Genomic DNA, 20,416 nt, shown 5'->3' on the forward strand with positions numbered 1-20,416 from the left:
ATACATCGTTTTCCAAACTTTTCAGTTAAACGGCTTTAATAATGAGTGACTTAAGTTCGTGATTTAAATTTTAAATTAAGTTTAAAACCAAATTATAGAGCATAAAGTTGTGCTTACTATTAATTATGTGTATTTTTAAATCTACTTTATTGCTATTATTGCGGAAATTTTGGATTTAATTATGAATATTGGAAGATCAGGCATAATTGTTTACATGAATACAGAAGAAAATTATGGAACCATCCTGGATGAAAATTTTCAGGATATCTATTTTTCTCTGATTAATCTACCCCTGGAAGCATATATCTATGCCAAGGTATCCTTCGAAATTCAATTGTTACTTAAAGGCTTAGAGGCGACCAATATTTGCTTGTTGTAAATCTTTGAATCAGGTAAAACGGTCTTACATAGGTTAGCATTTCGTTAATGATTTATTGCATCATTAGAATGATCTTATTTCTGAAAATTTGCAGCACTATTTGTATTTTTTTGGGTATAAAAAACAATATTTAGTAAACATTAAATTAATAACTAAATAATATCAAATCAGGGGATTGTCTGATAATTCTTGGATCTGGTATACAATAAGCATCATTTATAATTTAATTATTGTCGAATTTATATTACTTTTTTAAAGTATTTCGTTTAAATAAATTAAAAAATAGTGATCTTAAAATGAAATTTTTAAAATTATTTAGCTGTTAGTCAGGATGTTAATTGTTTTTTCAGCCCTATCCTTTAATTTTACATAATTTAACGTTTCCACTTTATCTTTTCTTGAAAAAATATATATATTTGTTCTTACCCTTTCGAGGGTATGTTTTTCATAGGTAGATGTAGGGTCGAATACTTGTATTCGGCCCTTTTTTGTTTTTTGGAGTATTTAAAAATGTATGTTTGTGGTATGATAAAGAAGAAAGTTGTTGTTGCAGTTACTGGTGCCAGTGGATCAATTTATGCTAAAGTTTTGTTCGATAAATTGATAGAACTTCAAGATCAAATTGAGGCTGTTGGTGTGGTAATGAGCGATAACGCAAAAGAAGTTTGGCAATTTGAATTGGGAAACCAGAACTATGCCGATTATACCAATTTTACTTTCTTCAGCAAAAACGATTTTAATGCACCCTTTGCCTCAGGTTCAGCTAAGTATGATACCATGATTATTGTGCCCTGTTCCATGGGAACATTAGGTCGCATTGCACATGGCATATCAAACGATTTGATTTCAAGAGCGGCTGATGTGGTTTTAAAAGAACGCAGAAAACTAATTGCCGTAGTAAGAGACACACCATTCAGTTTGATTCATATAAATAACATGAAAACAGTTACAGAGGCAGGAGGAATTATTTGTCCGGCGAATCCTTCTTTCTATAGCTTACCAAAAACAATTGAAGAAGTAGCCGGAACAGTGATCAGCAGGGTGCTGGATTTGGCTGGTTTTGAGCAGGAAAGTTATCGCTGGCAGGAAAAATAGCTCCGTTTCAATTGCATGGTGATAGCTGAGAATTGCCAATTGATCACCTAATGTTATCTCACTGTAATTTATCAGTTCAGCAGGATCCATTCTGTCAACTCCAAACTTATTTCTTATCTTTGCAGGCTCAATGAAAAAGGTCGCGTTTTATACATTAGGTTGTAAATTAAATTTTTCTGAAACCTCCACAATCGGTCGTTTATTTACCGATGCAGGTTATGCTGTGGTTGAATTTCAGGATCAGGCTGATGTGTATGTGATCAACACTTGCTCTGTTACGGAGCATGCGGATAAAAAATGCCGTAAAGTAGTTAAAGAAGCTTTAAAATATTCTCCAAATGCTTTTATCACCATTGTTGGGTGTTATGCTCAGCTCAAGCCACAGGAAATCGCTGAGATTGAAGGGGTGGATATGGTTCTGGGTGCAGCGGAGAAATTTAGAATTGTAGAATATATTACTGATTTGACCAAGCAACCTAAAGCGGTGGTTCATCAGCAAAACATAGAAAAAGTAAATCATAATTTCATTGCATCTTATTCTATCGGCGATAGAACGCGTACTTTTTTAAAAGTGCAGGATGGATGTGATTATCCTTGTACCTATTGCACTATTCCATTGGCGCGTGGTGCCAGCCGGAGTGATACCATTGAGAACGTGGTGAACAGGGCTAAAATGATTGCAGAAAGTGGGGTAAAAGAAATTGTGCTTACCGGTGTTAACCTTGGTGATTTTGGCATTCGAAATGGCGAAAGGGAAGATAAGTTTTTTGATCTGGTAAAAGCATTAGATGAGGTTGACGGCATTGAAAGAATTCGCATCTCATCTATAGAACCAAATCTGCTTAGTAATGAGATTATTGAATTTGTAGCCCTATCTAAACGTTTTGTGCCTCATTTTCATATTCCCTTACAATCCGGATCTGATAAAATTCTGGGCTTGATGCGTCGCCGTTACCGTAGCGATTTATACGTGGAGCGGGTAGCAAAAATTAAAGAAGTAATGCCGCATTGCTGTATCGGTGTGGATGTAATTGTTGGCTTCCCCGGCGAAACCAAGGATGATTTTCTGGATACCTATCAGTTTTTAAACCAGCTGGATATCTCTTATTTGCATGTATTTACCTATTCCGAACGTGAACTGACCGTCGCATCCGAAATGAAAGGTGTTGTATCCGGTAGCGAGCGTAACGAAAGAAGTAAGATGTTGCATATCCTGTCGGATAAAAAACGCAGGGCTTTTTATCAGTCGCAGATTGGCAGTAATGCAGAAGTGCTGTTTGAAGCTGATCAAAAAATGGGTTATATGCATGGATTTACCAAAAACTATGTAAAAGTACGCGCTAAATATGATCCGGTAATGGTAAATGAGCTAAAGGCTGTTAAGCTTCTCGAAATGACCCCGGATGGCGAGGTTGAGGTGGCTGAATTGGAAACAGCTTACGCACATCATTAGCATTTAATTAACATGCTGAATTTAGTTTAGTACCCTTTGAGTCAATATCCTCAAACAAGTTTAAGAAAACGTTTTTCTCGTAAATCGTTAATTGCGAGGAGGTAAACCCGACTTTTTGGGAAGCAATCTACTTTTGTGGCATCTATGACGAAGATTTCAGCAAATGAAAAATCTGATTCGCAACGACGAATTTTTTATGGAAGCTTGTACCAGTTCCAATGCTAAATTGATAGCAGCCGACTTTACCGACACTTATTAACAATTAATCTGCTTTTTCTTTTCATCTTTAGTGCTTTAGTCTTTCCGCTTTAGCCTTTCAGCTTTCTTTCCTATCTTCGCAACAAATTATTTGTATGTTTCCTACCGTCTCCCATTTTTTAGAATATTTATTTGGTATTAACCTGCCATTGCCGTTTAATACTTTTGGCGTTTTTGTAGCGCTGGCCTTTGTGGCCGGGTATTGGGCTTTTACCAAAGAATTACAGCGGAAGGAGTCGTTAGGAATTCTTCATCCCATTACTAAAACAATTATAATTGGCAAGCAAGCCACCACCTCTGAGCTGATCATGAATGCCTTATTTGGATTTTTAATTGGCTACAAACTGGTATATGCCCTCTTAAATTATTCTTTGTTCGTGAGTGATGCCCAATCCATTCTGATGTCGGCCAGGGGCAATATTATTGGTGGTTTATTATTCGCCGCTTTATTTGCCTATTGGGATTATAAGGAAAAAGATAAAACAAAATTAGATCAGCCAAAAGAAACTAAAGTAACCATACATCCTTACCAGATCATGAGCAACCTGATTGTATGGGCCGCAATATGGGGTTTTCTAGGAGCTAAATTTTTTGACAATTTAGAATATTGGGATGATTTTGTTCAGCATCCTATTGAGCGTTTGCTGTCGTTCAGCGGTTTAACCTTCTATGGCGGGTTGATTTGTGGCGGTGCAGCAGTGCTGATTATTGCCAGAAAAAATGGAATCAAGCCATTGCATATGCTGGATGTTGGTGGGCCAGGCATGATGCTGGCCTATGCGGTAGGACGTATTGGCTGTCATTTATCGGGCGATGGCGATTGGGGAATTGTGAACCCACATCCAAAACCTTTCTCTTGGTTGCCTGATTGGTTGTGGTCATATACCTATCCAAATAATGTAGTGGGTGAGGGTATTCCCATCCCGGGCTGTACAGGTAAATTTTGCAATGAGCTGGCACAGGGCGTTTATCCTACGCCATTATATGAAGTAATTGTATGTTTAATCCTTTTTGCCTTCCTGTGGAGTATTCGCGATAAAATTAAAGCACCAGGCCTGATGTTCGGTATCTACATGATCCTGAATGGTATTGAACGCTTTTGTATCGAACTGATTCGGGTAAACTCAAAGTACCATGTATTCGGATTATCGTTTACACAGGCAGAGATGATTTCGACGTTCTTGGTTATTGGAGGGATTGCTTTAAGTGTTTATGCACTCCGGAATAAAAATGTGGTCAGTTAATTTAGGCAAAAGCTTAATCAATCAACATCCAGCTATTTTTAATATAAATTTATGAATTACGAGTTAATATGTAATAAAGTCATCTCCATTGTCAGGCTAACCGGAAATTTCATCCGCAAAGAATCCTTACAATTTGATGCGAGTAAAATAGAATACAAGGGTTTAAATGATATGGTTTCTTATGTTGATCAGACAGCAGAAAAGAAACTGGTTCAAAACCTTGAAAAATTAATTCCCGATGCGGGTTTCATTACAGAAGAAAAAACGATGACCAGGGTTGGAAAGACCTATACCTGGATTATCGATCCTTTAGATGGGACTACCAATTTTATACATGGCATTCCTGCCTACGGGATCAGTGTTGCTTTGTATGAAGATGGTTTACCTGTTATCGGTGTGGTTTATGAATTGAACAGAAGTGAGATGTTCTATTCTTATAAAGGTGGCGAAGCTTTTATGAATAAGAAACAAATTCATGTTTCTAACAATCCAGATCTACCTTCCAGTTTGCTGGCTACTGGCTTTCCGTATTATCAGTTTGATAAACAAACTCAATATTTAAAGTTGCTGGAAGAAATGATGCAGAAATGCCATGGCGTTCGCCGCATTGGTGCTGCAGCAATTGATCTGGTTTATACCGCCTGCGGTCGTTTCGATGCTTTTTTCGAATATAATTTACAACAATGGGATTTTGCAGCCGGATGTTTTATTGTTCAGCAGGCTGGTGGACAGGTTTTTGATTTTTCAGGTGGAGATGAATATTTTACCAAACGCGAAATACTGGCCACCAATGGCAAACTGACTGCTGAAATGCTGGAAGCGATTAAGAGGCACTTTGTACTATAAGTTGCTTTTAAACCTGGGGAGCAGCTCCATCATCATCTGAAACAAGATCGTAATATAATTAGTATCAATATTATCTAACAAGAGTTTTTTTAAGTTCATTTAAATAAAGAATGGCTCGCTTTTCGGCGAGCCATTCTCATTATGATAATCTACTATGAAAAATGGGCAGTTATAAGGCTTCAGATACCACTTCAGTCACTTCAGGAACCATTCTCTGTAACAGGTTCTGAATGCCTGATTTCAGCGTAATGGTTGAAGATGGGCAGCCACTGCATGATCCCCTGAGTTCTACGGTTACCACACCCTCATCAAACGATTTATAGGTAATGGCACCACCATCCTGCTCCACCGCCGGACGGACGTAATCATGTAAGATTTGCTGAATTTTTATTTCAGTTTCCGTACCTTCAAAAGATGGCGCTTCTTCCGAAGTGGCTTCTTTAATTTTTAATTCAGATTCTACCGCACCTTTTACAAATTCCTTTAAAATGGCTTCAATATCAGCCCATTCCGCATCATCTGTTTTAGTAATAGTTACAAAGTTGCTGGCAAAAAACACGCCCGACACAAAGTTGAATTTAAATAACTCTTTGGCGAAAGGAGAATGCTCTGCACTTTCTTTTGTGGCGAAATCCTCACTACCGTTAATCAGCAGCTTATTTACCATGAATTTCATGGTAGCCGGGTTAGGAGTCTGTTCTGTATATACGTTAATCGTCATGTCTTAATCAATTTGAATAAACAAAATTAACAATTACTCATTAATAAAGCTTTTACAGGCTGTCTGTTTAGCGTCAATTTAATTGCTTAGAAAATGCCTGTATAATTAAATGGTGTGATGGTCCGCAACTGCACTTTTACGGCTTCTGCCACTTCCAATCCTTCAATAAACACAGCGATACTGTCTGCATTAATTTTGGAGTGGGTTCTGGTTAGTTCCTTCAGGGCTTCATATGGGTTTGGATAATTCTCCCTGCGTAAAACGGTTTGAATCGCTTCAGCCACAACTGCCCAGTTGGCATCAAGATCAGCATGTAAAGCAGATTCATTTAGTAAAATTTTGTTTAATCCCCTTAAGGTGGATTGAATGGCAATAATGGTATGTCCGAAAGGAACGCCAATGTTTCTTAGTACGGTAGAATCTGTTAAATCCCTTTGCAAACGCGAAATCGGAAGCTTGGCTGCAAAAAATTCGAATAATGCATTAGCAATCCCGGCGTTTCCTTCAGCGTTTTCAAAATCAATTGGATTTACTTTATGCGGCATAGCCGATGAGCCAATTTCTCCGGCTTTGATTTTTTGTTTGAAGTAGTTTTTGGAAATGTACGTCCAGATGTCACGGTCTAAATCAATGATAATGTTATTTATGCGCTTCAGGGCATCACATTGTGCAGCAAACTGATCGTAATGTTCAATTTGCGTGGTATGTTGTGCCCGGGTTAAGCCCAAAGTTTCCTGAACAAACTGATTGGAAAAATCAACCCAGTTTACTTGTGGATAAGCGATGTGATGTGCATTGAAATTTCCTGTTGCACCACCAAACTTTGCACTGTTGGGAATCGACTTTAAGTTTTCCAGCTGAATGTTCAAACGGTCTGCAAAAACAAGAAATTCCTTTCCTAGTTTTGTTGGAGAGGCCGGCTGTCCATGTGTATGTGCCAGCATGGGAATGTCTTTCCATTCGGCAGCCAATGCTTCTATCTTTGCAATCAATGTGGAAATTGCCGGATAATAACTTTCTTCTAAAGCCAGTTTAATAGAGTAGGGGATTGCCGTATTATTGATGTCTTGAGAGGTAAGTCCGAAATGGATAAATTCTTTATATTCCTGAAGGGCCAGGCTATCAAATTTATTTTTAATAAAATATTCCACCGCTTTCACGTCATGGTTGGTAACTTTTTCTGTTTCCTTAATTTCTAAAGCATCAGTTTCAGAAAAATTTTCATGAATTTGACGTAAATCTGTATACTGGTTTTTATCAAATTTTTCCAATCCAGGAAGGTTAGCCTCGCATAATGAAATAAAATATTCAATTTCTACAAAGACACGATATTTAATTAAAGCTTCTTCAGAAAAGTAAGCGGATAAACTTTCGGTAGTTTTTCTATATCGGCCATCTATTGGCGAAATGGCTTGTAGTGATGTTAAATTCATTATGCGGATTATTTTTGCCGCAAATTTACTACAATTGATGGAATTTCCGGACTTTCAGCTTGAAAGAAATCCCTTTATGAAAAGAAAACATACTGAATACTGTAATGTGTAACTTATATTGGCTTAGGGTGTGGAGTTGCAACCAAGAGCAAAATGGTTTTTGGTTTGCTTTTTCATGAAAAAAGGTATTGATTCGAAAATCAATACCTTTTTATTTAATAGGAAGATTAAACTAGTGTTTAACTTCTTCAGTAGTTTTAGTAGTTGCTTTTACAGTAGTATCTTTTACTGTAGAATCTTTAACAACAGTATCAACACCAGTTGTATCTGTAACGATTGTAGAAGAATCAGTTAAAGTTGTATCAGCACCATCAGCTTTTTTTTCTGAATTACATGCTGCAACTGATAAAGATAAAGCCAGGGCTAAAAAGCCTAATTTGAATGTATTTTTCATTTTAATTATGTTTTAGGTGAATATATACCTTTATATACCCATTATGTAAAAAGGTAACCCTGTAAAATAAAAAAAAAATAAAAATGGCCTTAAAAATTAATTTAAGGCCATTTTTTATAATTAAAGTCAGATTAGTGTTTAACTTCTTCAGTAGTTTTAGTAGTTGCTTTTACAGTAGTATCTTTTACTGTAGAATCTTTAACAACAGTATCAACACCAGTAGTGTCAGTAACGATAGTAGAAGAGTCAGTTAAAGTTGTATCAGCACCTTCAGCTTTTTTTTCTGAGTTACAAGCAACAACTGATAAAGATAAAGCTAAAGCTAAGAAGCCTAATTTGAATGCATTTTTCATGTTAAATATTTTTTTAGTAATTAATTAATTTACCCTTAATACAGTTAAATCAAAAAGGTAACCCAAGAAGGCTAAAAAAAGTAAATAAAAATAAAAATGGCCTTGAAAGATACATTCAAGGCCATTTTTTATAAGTAAAGTCAGACTAGTGTTTAACTTCAGTTTTAGTTGTAGTCGCTTTTACAGTAGTATCTTTAACTGTAGAATCTTTAACTGTAGTGTCTTTTGCAGTAGTATCAGTAACGATAGTAGAAGAATCAGTTAAAGTTGTATCAGCACCTTCAGCTTTTTTTTCTGAGTTACAAGCAACAACTGATAAAGATAAAGCTAAAGCTAAAAAGCCTAATTTGAATGCATTTTTCATTTTGAATTTTTTTTAAGTAATTAATTTTCTTGTTAATACCGCAAAGGTAGAAAGGTAACCCGGTTTTTTTTAAAAAAGTAAAAATATTTTTTCCATGCCAATCCAAGGCATAACGTTGATTAAACTTATTATAGCCTATAATTTTTTTTGTCTAATATTGGGTTACCATTTACCGAAAAAAGTATTAACCAGTGAATAACAGTTTAAAGAGTTCAGTTCCAACGGATAGGGAAGTTATTTTAGGTATTTTAAATAACTCTGCAGATACACTTAACAAGTTATATAAGGCATATTATGCAATGGTTTTGCAATTTATCCTGAATAATAGTGGCGATGAAGATGATGCAAAAGATGTGTATCAGGAGGCTATCATTATTTTATATAACAAAATTAAGGAAGGAAATTTTGAACTCAGCAGTAAACTTAAAACATACATATATTCGGTTTGCCGGAGGATTTGGTTAAAAAAGCTTCATCAGCGAAGCAAAAAAACGGGCAATATTACCGACTATGAAGATGTATTTGCTGTTGAGGAAGATGTGGAGCAACATGAGGAAAAAGATGCTGCTTTTGTGAAAATGCAATCGGCTTTGGATCACCTCGGAGAACCTTGCAAAACCATTATTCAGGATTTTTATATCCACAGTTTATCCATGCAGGATATTTGCGAAAAGTTTGGTTATACCAATACGGATAATGCAAAAACACAGAAGTATAAGTGCCTGCAGCGGTTAAAGAAAATATTTTTTCAACCATAAATATTGAAATGAGAAACGATTTAGAGTTAGATGCGATTATTGAAGATTATCTTTTAGGTAAACTGAATCCACAGGAAACTTTGGCTTTCGAACAACTACGTATAAGTGACCCGGCGGTGGATCATAAGGTGGTTTCTCATAAGTTCTTTCTGGAATCTATGGACATGTTTGCTGAACAGATTCGCCTGAAAGCGCAATTAAATCATATTCATGGAGAAATTAATGTGGAAAGTATCGCTTCTTCACTCAGACCGCATCCTTCGCGGGTAGTGCAGCTCTGGAGAAAACATAAATCTGCCATTGCTGTTGCCGCTTCTTTTCTGGTTTTATCTTTAGTTTCGGTTTATTCCATCCAGCACAATACCAAACAAAAAGAACAACTTGTGTTGTTGAGCAACCAGGTTAATAAAGCGATTAAAACGCAAAACAGTTTAATCAGGAAAATAAACAACAATGCCACCATTCCTGGAAAGCCAGCCATCCAGAATAGTTTTGGAGGTACGGGCTTTGCCATTTCTACCAATGGTTACATTCTGACTAACCTGCATGTTATTAACGGAGCTGATTCTTTATATGTTCAGAATAATAAGGGAGAATCATTTAAAGTAAAGTCAATTTACACCGATCCCCAGAATGATATCGCTATCCTTAAAATAAGTGATAAAAATTTCAGCCATTTATCATCCATACCTTATACCATTAAAAAGAATACCAGTAGTATTGGAGAAACGGTTTATACTTTAGGCTATCCTAAAGATGATGCAGTTTTAGGAGAAGGTTATGTCAGTTCGAAAAATGGTTTCGTAGGTGACACCACTCAATATCAGGTTTCTATACCAGTGAACCCAGGGAATAGTGGTGGTCCGCTTTTAGATTCGAATGGTAATTTAGTGGGGATTATCAGTGGCAAGCCAGATCAAACTGAGGGGGCTGCATTCGCCATCAAATCTAAATATATCTTGGAAGCCATGAGGGCAATTCCTCAGGATTCGTTAGGAAGTAACCGGCTTTCATCTAACAAGAAAAGCATGCTTTCCGGTTTAAAACGTACAAAGCAAATTGAGAAATTGCAGGATTATGTTTTTATGATTAAAGTGTACAATTAATAACCCAAACAAATTAATATTGTTGAGACCCTGAAGCTAACTACTTTAGGGTTTTTTTGTGTTTATAATTTGGATGCATTAAATAATATATTGTCTATGTATTTACTATAGTATTGATTAGATTTGTTTCATTCAATTTAAAAAATAAAATTATGAGTATAAGATTAGGCGATACCGCACCGAATTTTCAGGCAGAAACTTCTATCGGAAAAATTGACTTTTATGAATATTTAGGAGATAGCTGGGGTGTTTTATTTTCTCACCCGGCTGATTATACACCTGTTTGTACTACAGAATTAGGAAGAACCGCTGCATTAAAGGGTGAGTTTGAAAAGCGTAACGTAAAAGTATTGGCTTTAAGTGTTGATACTGCTGAATCGCATAAGGGATGGATAAACGATATTAATGAAACCCAGCATACTTCTGTAGAATTTCCGATTATTGCCGATCCGGATAAAACGGTTGCGAATCTTTACGATATGATTCATCCAAATGCATCCGAAACTTTAACCGTAAGATCACTGTTTGTGATTAGTCCTGATAAAAAAGTTAAATTAATCATTACTTATCCTGCGTCAACAGGGAGAAATTTCAATGAAGTTTTAAGGGTAATTGATTCATTACAGCTTACCGCTCAGTATGCCGTTGCTACACCTGCAGATTGGAAAGATGGTGAGGATGTTATTGTAGTAAACAGTATTAAAACAGAGGATATTCCTGAAAAATTTCCAAAAGGGCATCAGGTAATCAAACCTTATTTACGGACCACACCACAGCCAAATAAATAAACATATAAAAACCCCGCCCATACGCAACATTATCGTTAACATACCTGTATTTATGTTGCTCTTAAGGTGTATTTATTATATTTGATTGTTTTGTTTTGAAAAATTAACGCTTAATCCAGCTAATTGAATACCAAATTTTTAAGGAAATGAAAAACAAAGCGTAAAAGGTTATTTATTTATCATTATTTTTATTTTTTTATGGCAACCGGAAAAGTTAAATGGTTTAATACACAAAAAGGTTTTGGATTTATTATTCAGGAAGATAACAAAGATCTTTTTGTTCATTTTAAAGATGTTTTAGGTGGGATTGATAGCCTGAAAGAAAACGATAAAGTTGAATTTGAAGTGGCTGAAGGCCGAAAAGGTTTGCAGGCGATAAATGTAAAGAAAATTTAGGGCCAACACCTTAAACCTATTAATAAAAAAGCCTTTCAGTGCATGATGAAGGGCTTTTTTATTAATAGTGCTGTATAATTTTGGATTTGATAATGAGATATGCTTCTTTTGCGGTCTTGGTAAAGATTAGAAACTGATCATGATCCGGCTTGATTTTATATTTTTTAGCCAGGTTTTCAGGTTCAGCAGGATAGTTCCTTACGATAATATTACCGGTTAAATCAGTTGCTTTTTTTAATTCTGCCGCTGCCAGGATCGACTGGATTTCGAAGATCCTTCCGGGAAAAAGATGATTAACAGAATGGCCAACATAAAGCTGCGTTTGTGGATGCAGTTTCGTTAAATTATAAGTTTGCCCAATCAGATTAAATGCTCCAGATTTAAGTAAGGCTGCATCAGGTTCATATAAATATTTAAAGTCAGAGATTTCATCCGCATATTGTGGATTGACATGGCTTTCTGATTTTTTAAAAGAAAATACCTTTTCTTTTTCGTTGAGTGAAACAGAAAAAATGGTTGGCTCACCTTTAAATTCATGATCAATAATCCATAACAACTCCTTGCATTCATTTTTTATACTTACAATATGAATTTCACTAACTTGTTTAAGTTCATTTAAACCTGCCGTAATATCCAGCAGAGGAGCTGTTTTAATCATCAGCCGCTGCGATTTTTGTAATAATAAATCGAGATGAGTGTTTACATCAGGCGTACAGTCTTTCAACATAAATACTTTGCCTGATCCAGCCCTGCGGGCAGGGTCTACATAAATGGTATCATATTGTTTTGTCGTTTCAGTCAAATATGCTATGCCATTCACAGGTTTGAAATGAATGTTGTCTGATTTTAGCACCCTGGAATTATAGGCCGCTATACCTGATAACTCCGTATTAATTTCACAATGGGTAACGGTATCCAACTGTTTGGCAAAGTAATGCGCATCTACACCAAAGCCACCCGTGAGGTCGATTAATGAACGTCCTGCAGCTAATTTTGATTTGTAGCTGGCCGTAATTTCTGATGATGTCTGCTCAATAGATAAAGCTGGCGGATAGTAAATGCCTGAGGTATGAAACCAGCTTGGTAATTTCTTTTCTGATTTTTTTTTACTCAGAATCTGGCCCGCCAGTTCGGCAGAACTGACACCCGGAAACTTACTTTTAGCTAAAGCAATTTTGTTAACATCTGCATGCAGGTTGGCATTGATGTATTCCTGTACGGCTTTAGTTAAAAGTTGATCATTCATTTTTTTTAATTAAATCATCAGAAGCATCGTTCGTTTCGTTTGACAGCGGATGGATACTTAATTTCTGAAAGGCTTATCTTATTAGGCCTTATTTTTCATCACCATCTGGCAGGTATGGCGGCTTTTTACTTCCAGTAATATTTCTTTATCCACCGTAACCCTGTCTATCGTGTTCTGGTTGTAATAACGGATGGTAACTAACTCAAGTCCTTTATTATACTTAATCGTAAATTCGGTAGAAAGATCTTTAATCAGGCATTCAATTCTTTCAGGATGATCGTCAATACTAACCGAAAAGCTAATGGCCGAGTTCAGCATGGTATTGATTTTAATCTTATGCTTATGGAAAAGCTCAAAGATATTACTGAGATTTTCTTCGATAATGAAAGAATAGTCTTTTGGAAAAATGGAAATCAGTGCCTGGTTAATCTTAAATATAAAAGAGGGTACAGGCAAAGGATTATTATTTTTGGTAATGGCTGTGCCCTTACCTTCAGGCTGAATAAAAGATCTCACGAATAACGGAATTCCCTTGTTTTGTAAAGGTTTTATCGTTTTTGGATGAATCACTGTAGCACCATAGTAGGTGAGTTCAATGGCATCATGATAGGAAAGCTGGGCAATCAGTTCCGTTTCATCAAACCATTTAGGGTCAGCATTTAAAACACCTGGTACATCTTTCCAGATGGTTAAGGCTACTGCGTCCAGGCAGGAAGCAAATATGGCAGCAGAATAATCAGAACCTTCTCTGCCCAAAGTAGTGGTATAGTTTTCACTTGTACCACCAATAAAACCCTGGGTAACTATAATATTCTGCTCAAGTAAAGGTACAAGGTCTCTCTGAATGATCTGGCTGGTCTTTGTCCAGTCAACTTTTCCCTCCCGATAGGTATTATCGGTTTGGATAAAATTCCGGGCATCTGTCCACAAGGCTTTATTGCCACATTCATTCAGCCAGGCTGCTACGATTTTTGTGGAAACCACCTCGCCGATAGATACAATCTGATCGTAAATATAATCTGCATCGTTATCCGGTTCCTCTTCAATTAACCAATCAATTTCTACAAAGGTGTTGGCCACATCATCATAAATGGAATGTGATTTGCCTTCAAAAAGTTCTTCAATAATCTGAAAATGGAAGTGTTTGATTTCCTCAAAGCGTACAGATGTATCCTCACTTCCATTCAGATAAGCTGCTGTTAATTCTTCCAGCTTATTTGTGATTTTCCCCATTGCAGAAACCACGATCAGTAATTTACCGTTCTGATAATCGCGTACAATGGCTGAAAGGTTTTTTACGCCAGCAGCATCTTTTACTGAGGCACCTCCGAATTTGTAAATATCCATATTAAAATGCCTTAACCTGATCTGTAGAAAGTGAGGCGTTTAACCATCCGCTTTCTAGATGTGCCTGATACTTATGATAGAAATTAATAGCAGGTTCATTCCAGTCTAACACCTGCCAAACCATTCCGCTATAGTTTCCGCTTTTAGCGGTTTCAATTACTTTTTCAAAAAGTATCTTTCCAATGCCCCGGCCCCTGAACTCCTCTGTCACAATAAAATCTTCGAGGTATAACCTACAGCCTTTCCAGGTCGAATAGCGGGTATAATATAAGGCAAAGCCAATAACCTGATCATTTACTTCTGCAACAAATGCTTTCCAAACCGGGTTTTGCCCGAAGCCTGCTTCCATAAAATGCTCAGGACTTACGGTAACTTCTTCCGGTGCACGTTCATAAACCGCCAACTCATGAATAAGTTCCATCATGCGGCTGCAATCTTTAGCTTCTGCTACTCTTATTTTTAAATTCATGAAGGATTTTCTGAGGTGTTTTTAAAATGCTTGATGATGCGCTTCCCGAAAATACTGCTTCCGATGCGTACCATCGTGCTTCCTTCTTCTATCGCGATTTTATAGTCGGCACTCATCCCGGTTGAAATCTCTTTAAAACAATCTTCATTTTTGAAAAAGCTCGCTTTTAATCCGTCAAAAAACACTTTCAATTCATTAAATTCGATTGTAATTTGCTTTTCGTTTTTGGTGTTTGTTGCAATCCCCATTAAACCGGTAATGCGAATGTTTTTCATTTCAGCGTATTCAGCTGAGCGAAGTAATTCAATAGCCTCATCATGGGCAAGTCCGAATTTAGTTTCTTCATCTGCGATATAGATTTGCAGCAGACAGTCAATAACCCGTTTATGTTTAAGTGCCTGCTTATTAATTTCCTGTAGTAATTTCAAGCTGTCCACACCATGAATCAGGCGAACGAAAGGGGCAATATATTTTACCTTATTGCTTTGCAGATGACCAATTAAATGCCATTCAATATCTTCGGGAAGCTGTGCCTGTTTATCTACCATCTCCTGAACCATATTTTCGCCAAAAATACGTTGTCCTGCCTCGTAAGCTTCTAATATGGTCTCTGCCGACTGTGTTTTTGAAACAGCAATCAGCTTGACACCGTCGGCCTCTACTTCGCTTTTATATTGTTTAAGATTATCAGCTATGCTCATTTATAACTATTTTTGGGTAAAATTAACAACCTTGCCGCAATTTGGGCAAAAAATAATATTTTAATTGAGCATGAAAAGATTAATGTGGGGTTTAATTGTTGCTGTGGTGGGTTTGGGCTGCAAATCCAAAACACCTGAAGGCATCATTGATACGGAAAGAATGGAGGGGATTTTATATGATATCCACGTGGTAGACGGTTATATCTCTACCATTTACGTGCAGGATTCTGCACGCAAAGTGGCGGCTACCTATTATAAGGGGATTTATAAAAAATTTAATACTGATTCTGCACAATATACCAGAAGCTTAAACTATTATTACCAGAACCCTGAAAAATTGCAGGACATCTATAAGGTCATCTCGGCTCGTTTAGACCATCAAAAGCTTAAACTCAAGCAGGCCGACTCATTGATGCAAAAAAAGAGATTTAAAGCAGATTCACTTAAGATTGTTAAAACATTCAAAGCTGATTCTTTATCCATCAGAAAAAAGATGAAAACGGATTCTTTATCCAAAGTTAAAGCTGAAGCACAAATTAAAAAAAAGAAGGCACAAGCTGATTCGCTTATAAACACTAAAAAAAACAGTGATTATAAACCATTATCAGTAGCTGTACAATAATATGTTATATCCCGAAAATTGTTTAGAACGTTTAGGTTTTGTAGAGATAAGGCAACTCATTAGCAAGCATTGTTTAAGTCCGATGGGCCAATCGATGGTGTTAAAGATGCAGGTGATGAACCGTTTTGATCAGATCGATAAATTTTTACGTCAAACCCACGAGTTTAAAAGTATCCTGCAAAATCAGGAACCATTACAAATCAATACCTTTTTTGATATCAAATCTCTGGTTGATAAGATCAGGGTGGAAGGCACCTATCTCCTGGAAGAGGAGTGGTTTCAGGTTTACACATCATTGCAAACTGTTTTTTCAGTTTTGCGGTTTTTTGAAGAAAGAGCAGAGGTTTATCCAACACTGGAGGCGCTTTTTGAGCATTTGCCGATTGAAAAAAATATTCTCCGTAAAATCGAAACCGTTATTGATGCCAAAGGTAAAATCAAGCCAAATGCTTCGAAAGAATTACAGGAAATTACTTCCGCCATTTCACGTGCAGAGCAGGATGTGCGTAAGCGGATGGATTCCATTTACAAGCAAGCAATAGCCAATAACTGGGTAGCTGATGGAAGTTTAACCATTCGCGACGGCAGAATGTGTATTCCGGTTTTAGCAGAAAATAAGCGAAAACTGAAAGGATTTGTACACGATGAATCAGCAACAGGTCAAACGGTTTATATTGAGCCCGAAGAAGTATTTACACTTAACAATAAGCTGCGTGATTTAGAATTTGATAAAAGGCGTGAGATCATTAAGATTTTAGTGGCACTTACGGATGACCTTCGTCCTTATTCCCCCTTATTGCTTTCCTATCATGGCTTTCTGACTAAATTAGATTTTGTACGGGCGAAGGCTTTGTTCGCTTTGGATATTGAGGCTGAAATGCCTGGTTTAATGAAGGAGCCGAAAACAAAACTAATCAATGCCCGGCATCCGCTTCTGGCCATCTCTTTCGCGGCAGAGAAAAAATCAGTAACACCGCTGAATATTCATATTGACGCTGAAACCAGAGTGGTATTGGTATCCGGACCAAATGCCGGTGGTAAATCGGTTTGTATGAAAACAGTTGGTTTGTTGCAGATTATGTTGCAAACCGGTCTTTTAATCCCGGTAGATGCCAATAGTGAGGTGGGAATTTTTGAAAATATCTTTGCTGACATCGGAGATGATCAGTCGATAGAAAGTGACTTAAGTACTTACAGTGCTCACCTGAAAAAGATGCGCTATTTTGTGGAGCATGCTTCGCCGAAAACAATGGTTTTAATTGACGAATTTGGTACAGGTACCGATCCGCAGTTTGGCGGACCAATGGCAGAAGCTGTTCTGGAAGTATTAAATAATAAAAAGGTTCGCGGTGTGATTACCACTCACTATTCTAATTTGAAGTTGTTTGCCGGGAACACACCTGGTTTGGAAAATGCGTCCATGCTTTTCGATAATGCCAAAATGAAACCGCTTTACATCCTGGAAATGGGTAAACCAGGAAGTTCATATGCCTTCGAAATTGCGCAGAATATAGGTTTGCCGAAAGAAGTTATTAAGTTGGCCAGAGAGAAAACGGGATCTAACCAAAATCGTGTAGATACCATGCTTGTGGATTTAGAGCGAGATAAAAAGAATGTTTACGATGCAAAAGTAAGTCTGGCCAATCAACAAAATAAGGCTAAAAACTTAATCGCAGAAAATGAAAAATTAAGGGCATTTCTGGATGAAAACAGAAGGGTTTTAATTAAAGAAGCAAAGCAGGAGGCGCAGAATATTATTAAAAATGCCAATAAACTGGTAGAAAATACTATCGCTGAGATTAAAGAAAATCAGGCCGACAAAGCCGTTACCAAAGTGCTTCGTCAAAATTTGCAACAGGAGCTGATTAAAAATACCTTACCGAAAGAGCGGCCGAAACCTGCACCTGTTGTAGTGGGTGGTGAAATAAGCATTGGAGACTGGGTAAAGTTTACCGACAGTGAAACTACAGGGGTTGTACTGGAAATTAATCGGAATGAACTGGTTTTGGCTATCGGTGATTTACGTTCTACAGTAAAAAGAAGCCGTGTGCAGCGGATTAGCAATAAGGAAGCCAAAAAAGTGGTGCAAAGCAGTGGCGGTTCTTTTGCCGGCAGGATGAATGAGGCTGTTTCCGGTTTCCGTGCTGAACTGGATCTTCGTGGTAAACGAACTGAAGATGCATTGTTTGAAGTAGAGAAATACCTGGATAAAGCCATTATGCTGGGCTTCCCATCTATCAAATTAATTCATGGAAAAGGCGATGGTATTCTAAGAAAGATGATCAGGGAATATCTTCGCAAATATAGCCAGGTAAACAGGATGGAAGATGAACACGCGGATAGAGGCGGAGACGGAATTACGTATGTGTATCTGAATTAGGAGAGGTGGAAGAAGGGATGATGGAAGATGGATAATAGGAAATGGAAAATGCTGGACGTTAATAGAGAATGGAAAACCGTAAGTGAAGATTGGGAAATTCAAGACGAAAAACGTACAACGAGAAACGGTTAAGGGAAAATGGAAGAGGGGAAATGTGAAATTGAAAACGTAAAACGTTGATGAAAGATGCTATTCAAAACGCAAGACGAGAAACGAAAAACGTTTGATATAGAACGACTATTTGAAAAAGCTGAATTACTTCTTCTTCTCTCCGGGACATTTTTTGCAGCGTTTTCCTTTTTTATATTTTTCACAACATTTTTTATGTTCAGCTGTACAGCTAAAAATAAAACCCATGCCTTTTTGAAATTCAGGATCTGTTGGGATAATAAATGTTTTGTCTTCGTCTCTCTCGTAAATCATTGCAGAACAAAGGTAAGTGTTGTTTAGATCAATTCCAATTAAATGATAGTCGAAAAAGATTTAAACAGGTAGATGTATGAAATTGATCAGGGCATTTACTAATTTAGCACACTAACCAAAAATTCATAATATGATAAACAAAGTGGTATCAGGCGCTGAAGAAGCGATCAAAGATATTTCAGATGGTGCTACCCTAATGCTTGGTGGTTTCGGCCTTTGTGGTATTCCTGAAAATTGCATTAATGCCCTGGTGAAGAAAGCTGTAACCAACCTGACTTGTATTTCCAACAATGCCGGTGTTGACGATTTTGGCATCGGTTTAATGCTGAAACAGCGTCAGGTAAAGAAAATGATCTCTTCATATGTGGGTGAAAATGCTGAATTTGAACGACAATTGTTAAGTGGTGAATTAGAGGTAGACCTGATACCTCAAGGTACACTGGCTACACGTTGTTTAGCCGCCGGATATGGAATGCCTGCCATTTTTACTCCTGCAGGTGTAGGTACTGAAGTGGCTGAAGGGAAAGAAATCAGGAATTTTGATGGAAAAGATTACCTGCTGGAATATGCATTTGATGCTGACTTTGCTATCGTAAAAGCCTGGAAAGGAGATTCAGCAGGAAATTTAATTTTTAGATCGACGAGTAGAAATTTTAATCCGGTAATGGCCATGGCTGGTAAAGTAACCATAGCAGAGGTAGAAGAACTGGTGCCAGTTGGAGAATTAGATCCCGATCATATCCATACCCCAGGTATCTATGTGCACCGTATCTTTCAGGGAAAAGATTATGAAAAAAGAATAGAACAGCGAACGGTTAGGGTTAAGTCCTGATGCCTTAGTCGAAAGTCTTTAGTCAATAATTATTTAATTATTCCGTTCATTCAAAACTATATATGTCACTATCAAAAGAAGATATCGCGAAACGCATCGCAAAAGAAATAAAAGACGGTTATTATGTAAACCTTGGAATAGGGATTCCTACTTTGGTTGCTAATTATATTCCTGAGAACATTAACGTTGTTTTACAATCTGAAAATGGCTTGCTCGGCATGGGACCATTTCCATTTGAGGGGGAAGAGGATGCTGATTTAATCAACGCCGGAAAGCAAACCATCACCACTTTACCTGGCTCATCTATTTTTGATTCGGCCATGAGTTTTGGCATGATCAGGGCTCAGAAGGTAGACCTTACCATTCTGGGTGCGATGGAAGTTTCAGAAAACGGCGATATCGCCAACTGGAAAATTCCGGGCAAAATGGTGAAGGGAATGGGTGGTGCAATGGATTTAGTAGCCTCCGCAAAAAATATCATTGTAGCGATGCAGCATGTTAATAAGGCTGGAGAAAGTAAATTATTATCAGCATGTACCTTGCCCTTAACCGGTGTAAAATGCATTAAAAAGATTGTAACCGAACTGGCCGTTTTAAATGTTTTACCTGAAGGCGGTTTTCAACTTGTTGAACGGGCACCTGGGGTAAGTGTCGAATTTATACGCCAATCTACTTCGGGTAAATTAATCGTAGAAGGAGAAATTCCGGAAATGAATCTGGAAGTGTAAACTAAACCAAAAAAGATAGT

At 37.2% G+C, this 20,416-nt stretch carries 22 protein-coding genes; 13 read left to right on the top strand and 9 right to left on the bottom strand.

All coding sequences use genetic code 11. The features are described from left to right. Positions 1–214: 214 nt before the first annotated feature. The 5 genes from OQ267_RS09800 (at position 215) to OQ267_RS09820 (ending at position 5,275) form a co-directional block, all read left to right on the top strand. On the top strand, positions 215–379 hold the full coding sequence (locus OQ267_RS09800; protein WP_265818387.1) for a hypothetical protein: 165 nt from the start codon (positions 215–217) through the stop codon (positions 377–379). A 525-nt stretch (positions 380–904) separates the two neighbouring features. Further along, positions 905–1,474: a UbiX family flavin prenyltransferase gene (locus tag OQ267_RS09805; protein ID WP_088303024.1), complete on the top strand. Its 570-nt coding sequence runs from the start codon at positions 905–907 to the stop codon at positions 1,472–1,474. A 130-nt stretch (positions 1,475–1,604) separates the two neighbouring features. After that, entirely contained in the window at positions 1,605–2,927 is a 1,323-nt protein-coding gene (gene mtaB, locus OQ267_RS09810) for a tRNA (N(6)-L-threonylcarbamoyladenosine(37)-C(2))-methylthiotransferase MtaB (protein ID WP_265835738.1), read from the top strand. A 353-nt stretch (positions 2,928–3,280) separates the two neighbouring features. Further along, positions 3,281–4,429: a prolipoprotein diacylglyceryl transferase gene (locus OQ267_RS09815; RefSeq protein WP_265818384.1), complete on the top strand. Its 1,149-nt coding sequence runs from the start codon at positions 3,281–3,283 to the stop codon at positions 4,427–4,429. A 51-nt stretch (positions 4,430–4,480) separates the two neighbouring features. Further along, a complete protein-coding gene (locus tag OQ267_RS09820) occupies positions 4,481–5,275 on the top strand; it encodes an inositol monophosphatase family protein (protein ID WP_265835739.1) in 795 nt (264 codons plus the stop codon). 169 nt (positions 5,276–5,444) lie between these two features. Here OQ267_RS09820 and OQ267_RS09825 read toward each other — a convergent pair whose 3' ends face one another. The 5 genes from OQ267_RS09825 to OQ267_RS09845 all read right to left on the bottom strand — a co-directional run bounded on the left by OQ267_RS09825 (position 5,445) and on the right by OQ267_RS09845 (position 8,600). After that, the gene (locus tag OQ267_RS09825; RefSeq protein WP_088303020.1) at positions 5,445–5,996 is read right to left on the bottom strand and encodes a NifU family protein; all 552 of its coding nucleotides are present in this window, start codon (positions 5,994–5,996) and stop codon (positions 5,445–5,447) included. Between the two features lie 86 nt (positions 5,997–6,082). Beyond that, positions 6,083–7,429: an adenylosuccinate lyase gene (purB, locus tag OQ267_RS09830; RefSeq protein WP_265818381.1), complete on the bottom strand. Its 1,347-nt coding sequence runs from the start codon at positions 7,427–7,429 to the stop codon at positions 6,083–6,085. 232 nt (positions 7,430–7,661) lie between these two features. Then, on the bottom strand, positions 7,662–7,883 hold the full coding sequence (locus OQ267_RS09835) for a hypothetical protein (RefSeq protein ID WP_088303018.1): 222 nt from the start codon (positions 7,881–7,883) through the stop codon (positions 7,662–7,664). 131 nt (positions 7,884–8,014) lie between these two features. Continuing rightward, a complete protein-coding gene (locus OQ267_RS09840) occupies positions 8,015–8,236 on the bottom strand; it encodes a hypothetical protein (protein WP_029284797.1) in 222 nt (73 codons plus the stop codon). Positions 8,237–8,381: 145 nt separating this feature from the next. After that, complete coding sequence (locus tag OQ267_RS09845) at positions 8,382–8,600, bottom strand: hypothetical protein (RefSeq protein WP_088303017.1); 219 nt, start codon at positions 8,598–8,600, stop codon at positions 8,382–8,384. Positions 8,601–8,791: 191 nt separating this feature from the next. Here OQ267_RS09845 and OQ267_RS09850 point away from each other — a divergent pair, with 191 nt between their 5' ends. The 4 genes from OQ267_RS09850 (at position 8,792) to OQ267_RS09865 (ending at position 11,648) form a co-directional block, all read left to right on the top strand. After that, positions 8,792–9,358, top strand: a complete 567-nt coding sequence (locus OQ267_RS09850; RefSeq protein WP_088303016.1) for an RNA polymerase sigma factor — start codon at positions 8,792–8,794, stop codon at positions 9,356–9,358. An 8-nt stretch (positions 9,359–9,366) separates the two neighbouring features. Continuing rightward, complete coding sequence (locus tag OQ267_RS09855; RefSeq protein WP_265835740.1) at positions 9,367–10,464, top strand: serine protease; 1,098 nt, start codon at positions 9,367–9,369, stop codon at positions 10,462–10,464. Positions 10,465–10,616: 152 nt separating this feature from the next. Continuing rightward, positions 10,617–11,252: a peroxiredoxin gene (locus tag OQ267_RS09860; protein WP_265818380.1), complete on the top strand. Its 636-nt coding sequence runs from the start codon at positions 10,617–10,619 to the stop codon at positions 11,250–11,252. Between the two features lie 198 nt (positions 11,253–11,450). Then, entirely contained in the window at positions 11,451–11,648 is a 198-nt protein-coding gene (locus OQ267_RS09865; RefSeq protein ID WP_088303013.1) for a cold-shock protein, read from the top strand. Positions 11,649–11,709: 61 nt separating this feature from the next. Here OQ267_RS09865 and OQ267_RS09870 read toward each other — a convergent pair whose 3' ends face one another. From OQ267_RS09870 to OQ267_RS09885, 4 genes are all read right to left on the bottom strand, one after another. Continuing rightward, a complete protein-coding gene (locus OQ267_RS09870) occupies positions 11,710–12,894 on the bottom strand; it encodes a class I SAM-dependent methyltransferase (protein ID WP_265835741.1) in 1,185 nt (394 codons plus the stop codon). 81 nt (positions 12,895–12,975) lie between these two features. Next, positions 12,976–14,241 carry an aspartate kinase gene (locus tag OQ267_RS09875; RefSeq protein ID WP_265835742.1) on the bottom strand — a complete coding sequence of 422 codons (1,266 nt, stop codon included), beginning with the start codon at positions 14,239–14,241 and terminating at the stop codon, positions 12,976–12,978. 1 nt (position 14,242) lies between these two features. Next, entirely contained in the window at positions 14,243–14,710 is a 468-nt protein-coding gene (locus tag OQ267_RS09880; RefSeq protein WP_088303010.1) for a GNAT family N-acetyltransferase, read from the bottom strand. Next, complete coding sequence (locus OQ267_RS09885) at positions 14,707–15,411, bottom strand: YggS family pyridoxal phosphate-dependent enzyme (protein WP_265835743.1); 705 nt, start codon at positions 15,409–15,411, stop codon at positions 14,707–14,709. The genes OQ267_RS09880 and OQ267_RS09885 overlap by 4 nt, the downstream gene beginning before the upstream one ends. Before the next feature lie 70 nt (positions 15,412–15,481). Here OQ267_RS09885 and OQ267_RS09890 point away from each other — a divergent pair, with 70 nt between their 5' ends. The 4 genes from OQ267_RS09890 (at position 15,482) to OQ267_RS09905 (ending at position 20,396) form a co-directional block, all read left to right on the top strand. Next, on the top strand, positions 15,482–16,033 hold the full coding sequence (locus OQ267_RS09890; RefSeq protein WP_265818375.1) for a DUF4296 domain-containing protein: 552 nt from the start codon (positions 15,482–15,484) through the stop codon (positions 16,031–16,033). A gap of 1 nt (position 16,034) precedes the next feature. Next, the gene (locus OQ267_RS09895) at positions 16,035–18,413 is read left to right on the top strand and encodes an endonuclease MutS2 (RefSeq protein WP_265835744.1); all 2,379 of its coding nucleotides are present in this window, start codon (positions 16,035–16,037) and stop codon (positions 18,411–18,413) included. 553 nt (positions 18,414–18,966) lie between these two features. Further along, positions 18,967–19,668 carry a CoA transferase subunit A gene (locus OQ267_RS09900; RefSeq protein ID WP_088303006.1) on the top strand — a complete coding sequence of 234 codons (702 nt, stop codon included), beginning with the start codon at positions 18,967–18,969 and terminating at the stop codon, positions 19,666–19,668. 62 nt (positions 19,669–19,730) lie between these two features. Further along, a complete protein-coding gene (locus OQ267_RS09905; RefSeq protein ID WP_265818372.1) occupies positions 19,731–20,396 on the top strand; it encodes a CoA transferase subunit B in 666 nt (221 codons plus the stop codon). Positions 20,397–20,416 lie beyond the last annotated feature (20 nt).

The sequence above is a fragment of the Pedobacter sp. MR22-3 genome (assembly GCF_026240075.1).
GTDB lineage: Bacteria > Bacteroidota > Bacteroidia > Sphingobacteriales > Sphingobacteriaceae > Pedobacter.

Coding starts and splice junctions, on each gene's coding strand:
- OQ267_RS09800 (WP_265818387.1), top strand. CDS start 215: ATGAATACAGAAGAAAATTATGGAACCATCCTGGATGAAAATTTTCAG.
- OQ267_RS09805 (WP_088303024.1), top strand. CDS start 905: ATGATAAAGAAGAAAGTTGTTGTTGCAGTTACTGGTGCCAGTGGATCA.
- mtaB (WP_265835738.1), top strand. CDS start 1,605: ATGAAAAAGGTCGCGTTTTATACATTAGGTTGTAAATTAAATTTTTCT.
- OQ267_RS09815 (WP_265818384.1), top strand. CDS start 3,281: ATGTTTCCTACCGTCTCCCATTTTTTAGAATATTTATTTGGTATTAAC.
- OQ267_RS09820 (WP_265835739.1), top strand. CDS start 4,481: ATGAATTACGAGTTAATATGTAATAAAGTCATCTCCATTGTCAGGCTA.
- OQ267_RS09825 (WP_088303020.1), bottom strand. CDS start 5,996: ATGACGATTAACGTATATACAGAACAGACTCCTAACCCGGCTACCATG.
- purB (WP_265818381.1), bottom strand. CDS start 7,429: ATGAATTTAACATCACTACAAGCCATTTCGCCAATAGATGGCCGATAT.
- OQ267_RS09835 (WP_088303018.1), bottom strand. CDS start 7,883: ATGAAAAATACATTCAAATTAGGCTTTTTAGCCCTGGCTTTATCTTTA.
- OQ267_RS09840 (WP_029284797.1), bottom strand. CDS start 8,236: ATGAAAAATGCATTCAAATTAGGCTTCTTAGCTTTAGCTTTATCTTTA.
- OQ267_RS09845 (WP_088303017.1), bottom strand. CDS start 8,600: ATGAAAAATGCATTCAAATTAGGCTTTTTAGCTTTAGCTTTATCTTTA.
- OQ267_RS09855 (WP_265835740.1), top strand. CDS start 9,367: ATGAGAAACGATTTAGAGTTAGATGCGATTATTGAAGATTATCTTTTA.
- OQ267_RS09860 (WP_265818380.1), top strand. CDS start 10,617: ATGAGTATAAGATTAGGCGATACCGCACCGAATTTTCAGGCAGAAACT.
- OQ267_RS09865 (WP_088303013.1), top strand. CDS start 11,451: ATGGCAACCGGAAAAGTTAAATGGTTTAATACACAAAAAGGTTTTGGA.
- OQ267_RS09870 (WP_265835741.1), bottom strand. CDS start 12,894: ATGAATGATCAACTTTTAACTAAAGCCGTACAGGAATACATCAATGCC.
- OQ267_RS09875 (WP_265835742.1), bottom strand. CDS start 14,241: ATGGATATTTACAAATTCGGAGGTGCCTCAGTAAAAGATGCTGCTGGC.
- OQ267_RS09880 (WP_088303010.1), bottom strand. CDS start 14,710: ATGAATTTAAAAATAAGAGTAGCAGAAGCTAAAGATTGCAGCCGCATG.
- OQ267_RS09885 (WP_265835743.1), bottom strand. CDS start 15,411: ATGAGCATAGCTGATAATCTTAAACAATATAAAAGCGAAGTAGAGGCC.
- OQ267_RS09890 (WP_265818375.1), top strand. CDS start 15,482: ATGAAAAGATTAATGTGGGGTTTAATTGTTGCTGTGGTGGGTTTGGGC.
- OQ267_RS09895 (WP_265835744.1), top strand. CDS start 16,035: ATGTTATATCCCGAAAATTGTTTAGAACGTTTAGGTTTTGTAGAGATA.
- OQ267_RS09900 (WP_088303006.1), top strand. CDS start 18,967: ATGATAAACAAAGTGGTATCAGGCGCTGAAGAAGCGATCAAAGATATT.
- OQ267_RS09905 (WP_265818372.1), top strand. CDS start 19,731: ATGTCACTATCAAAAGAAGATATCGCGAAACGCATCGCAAAAGAAATA.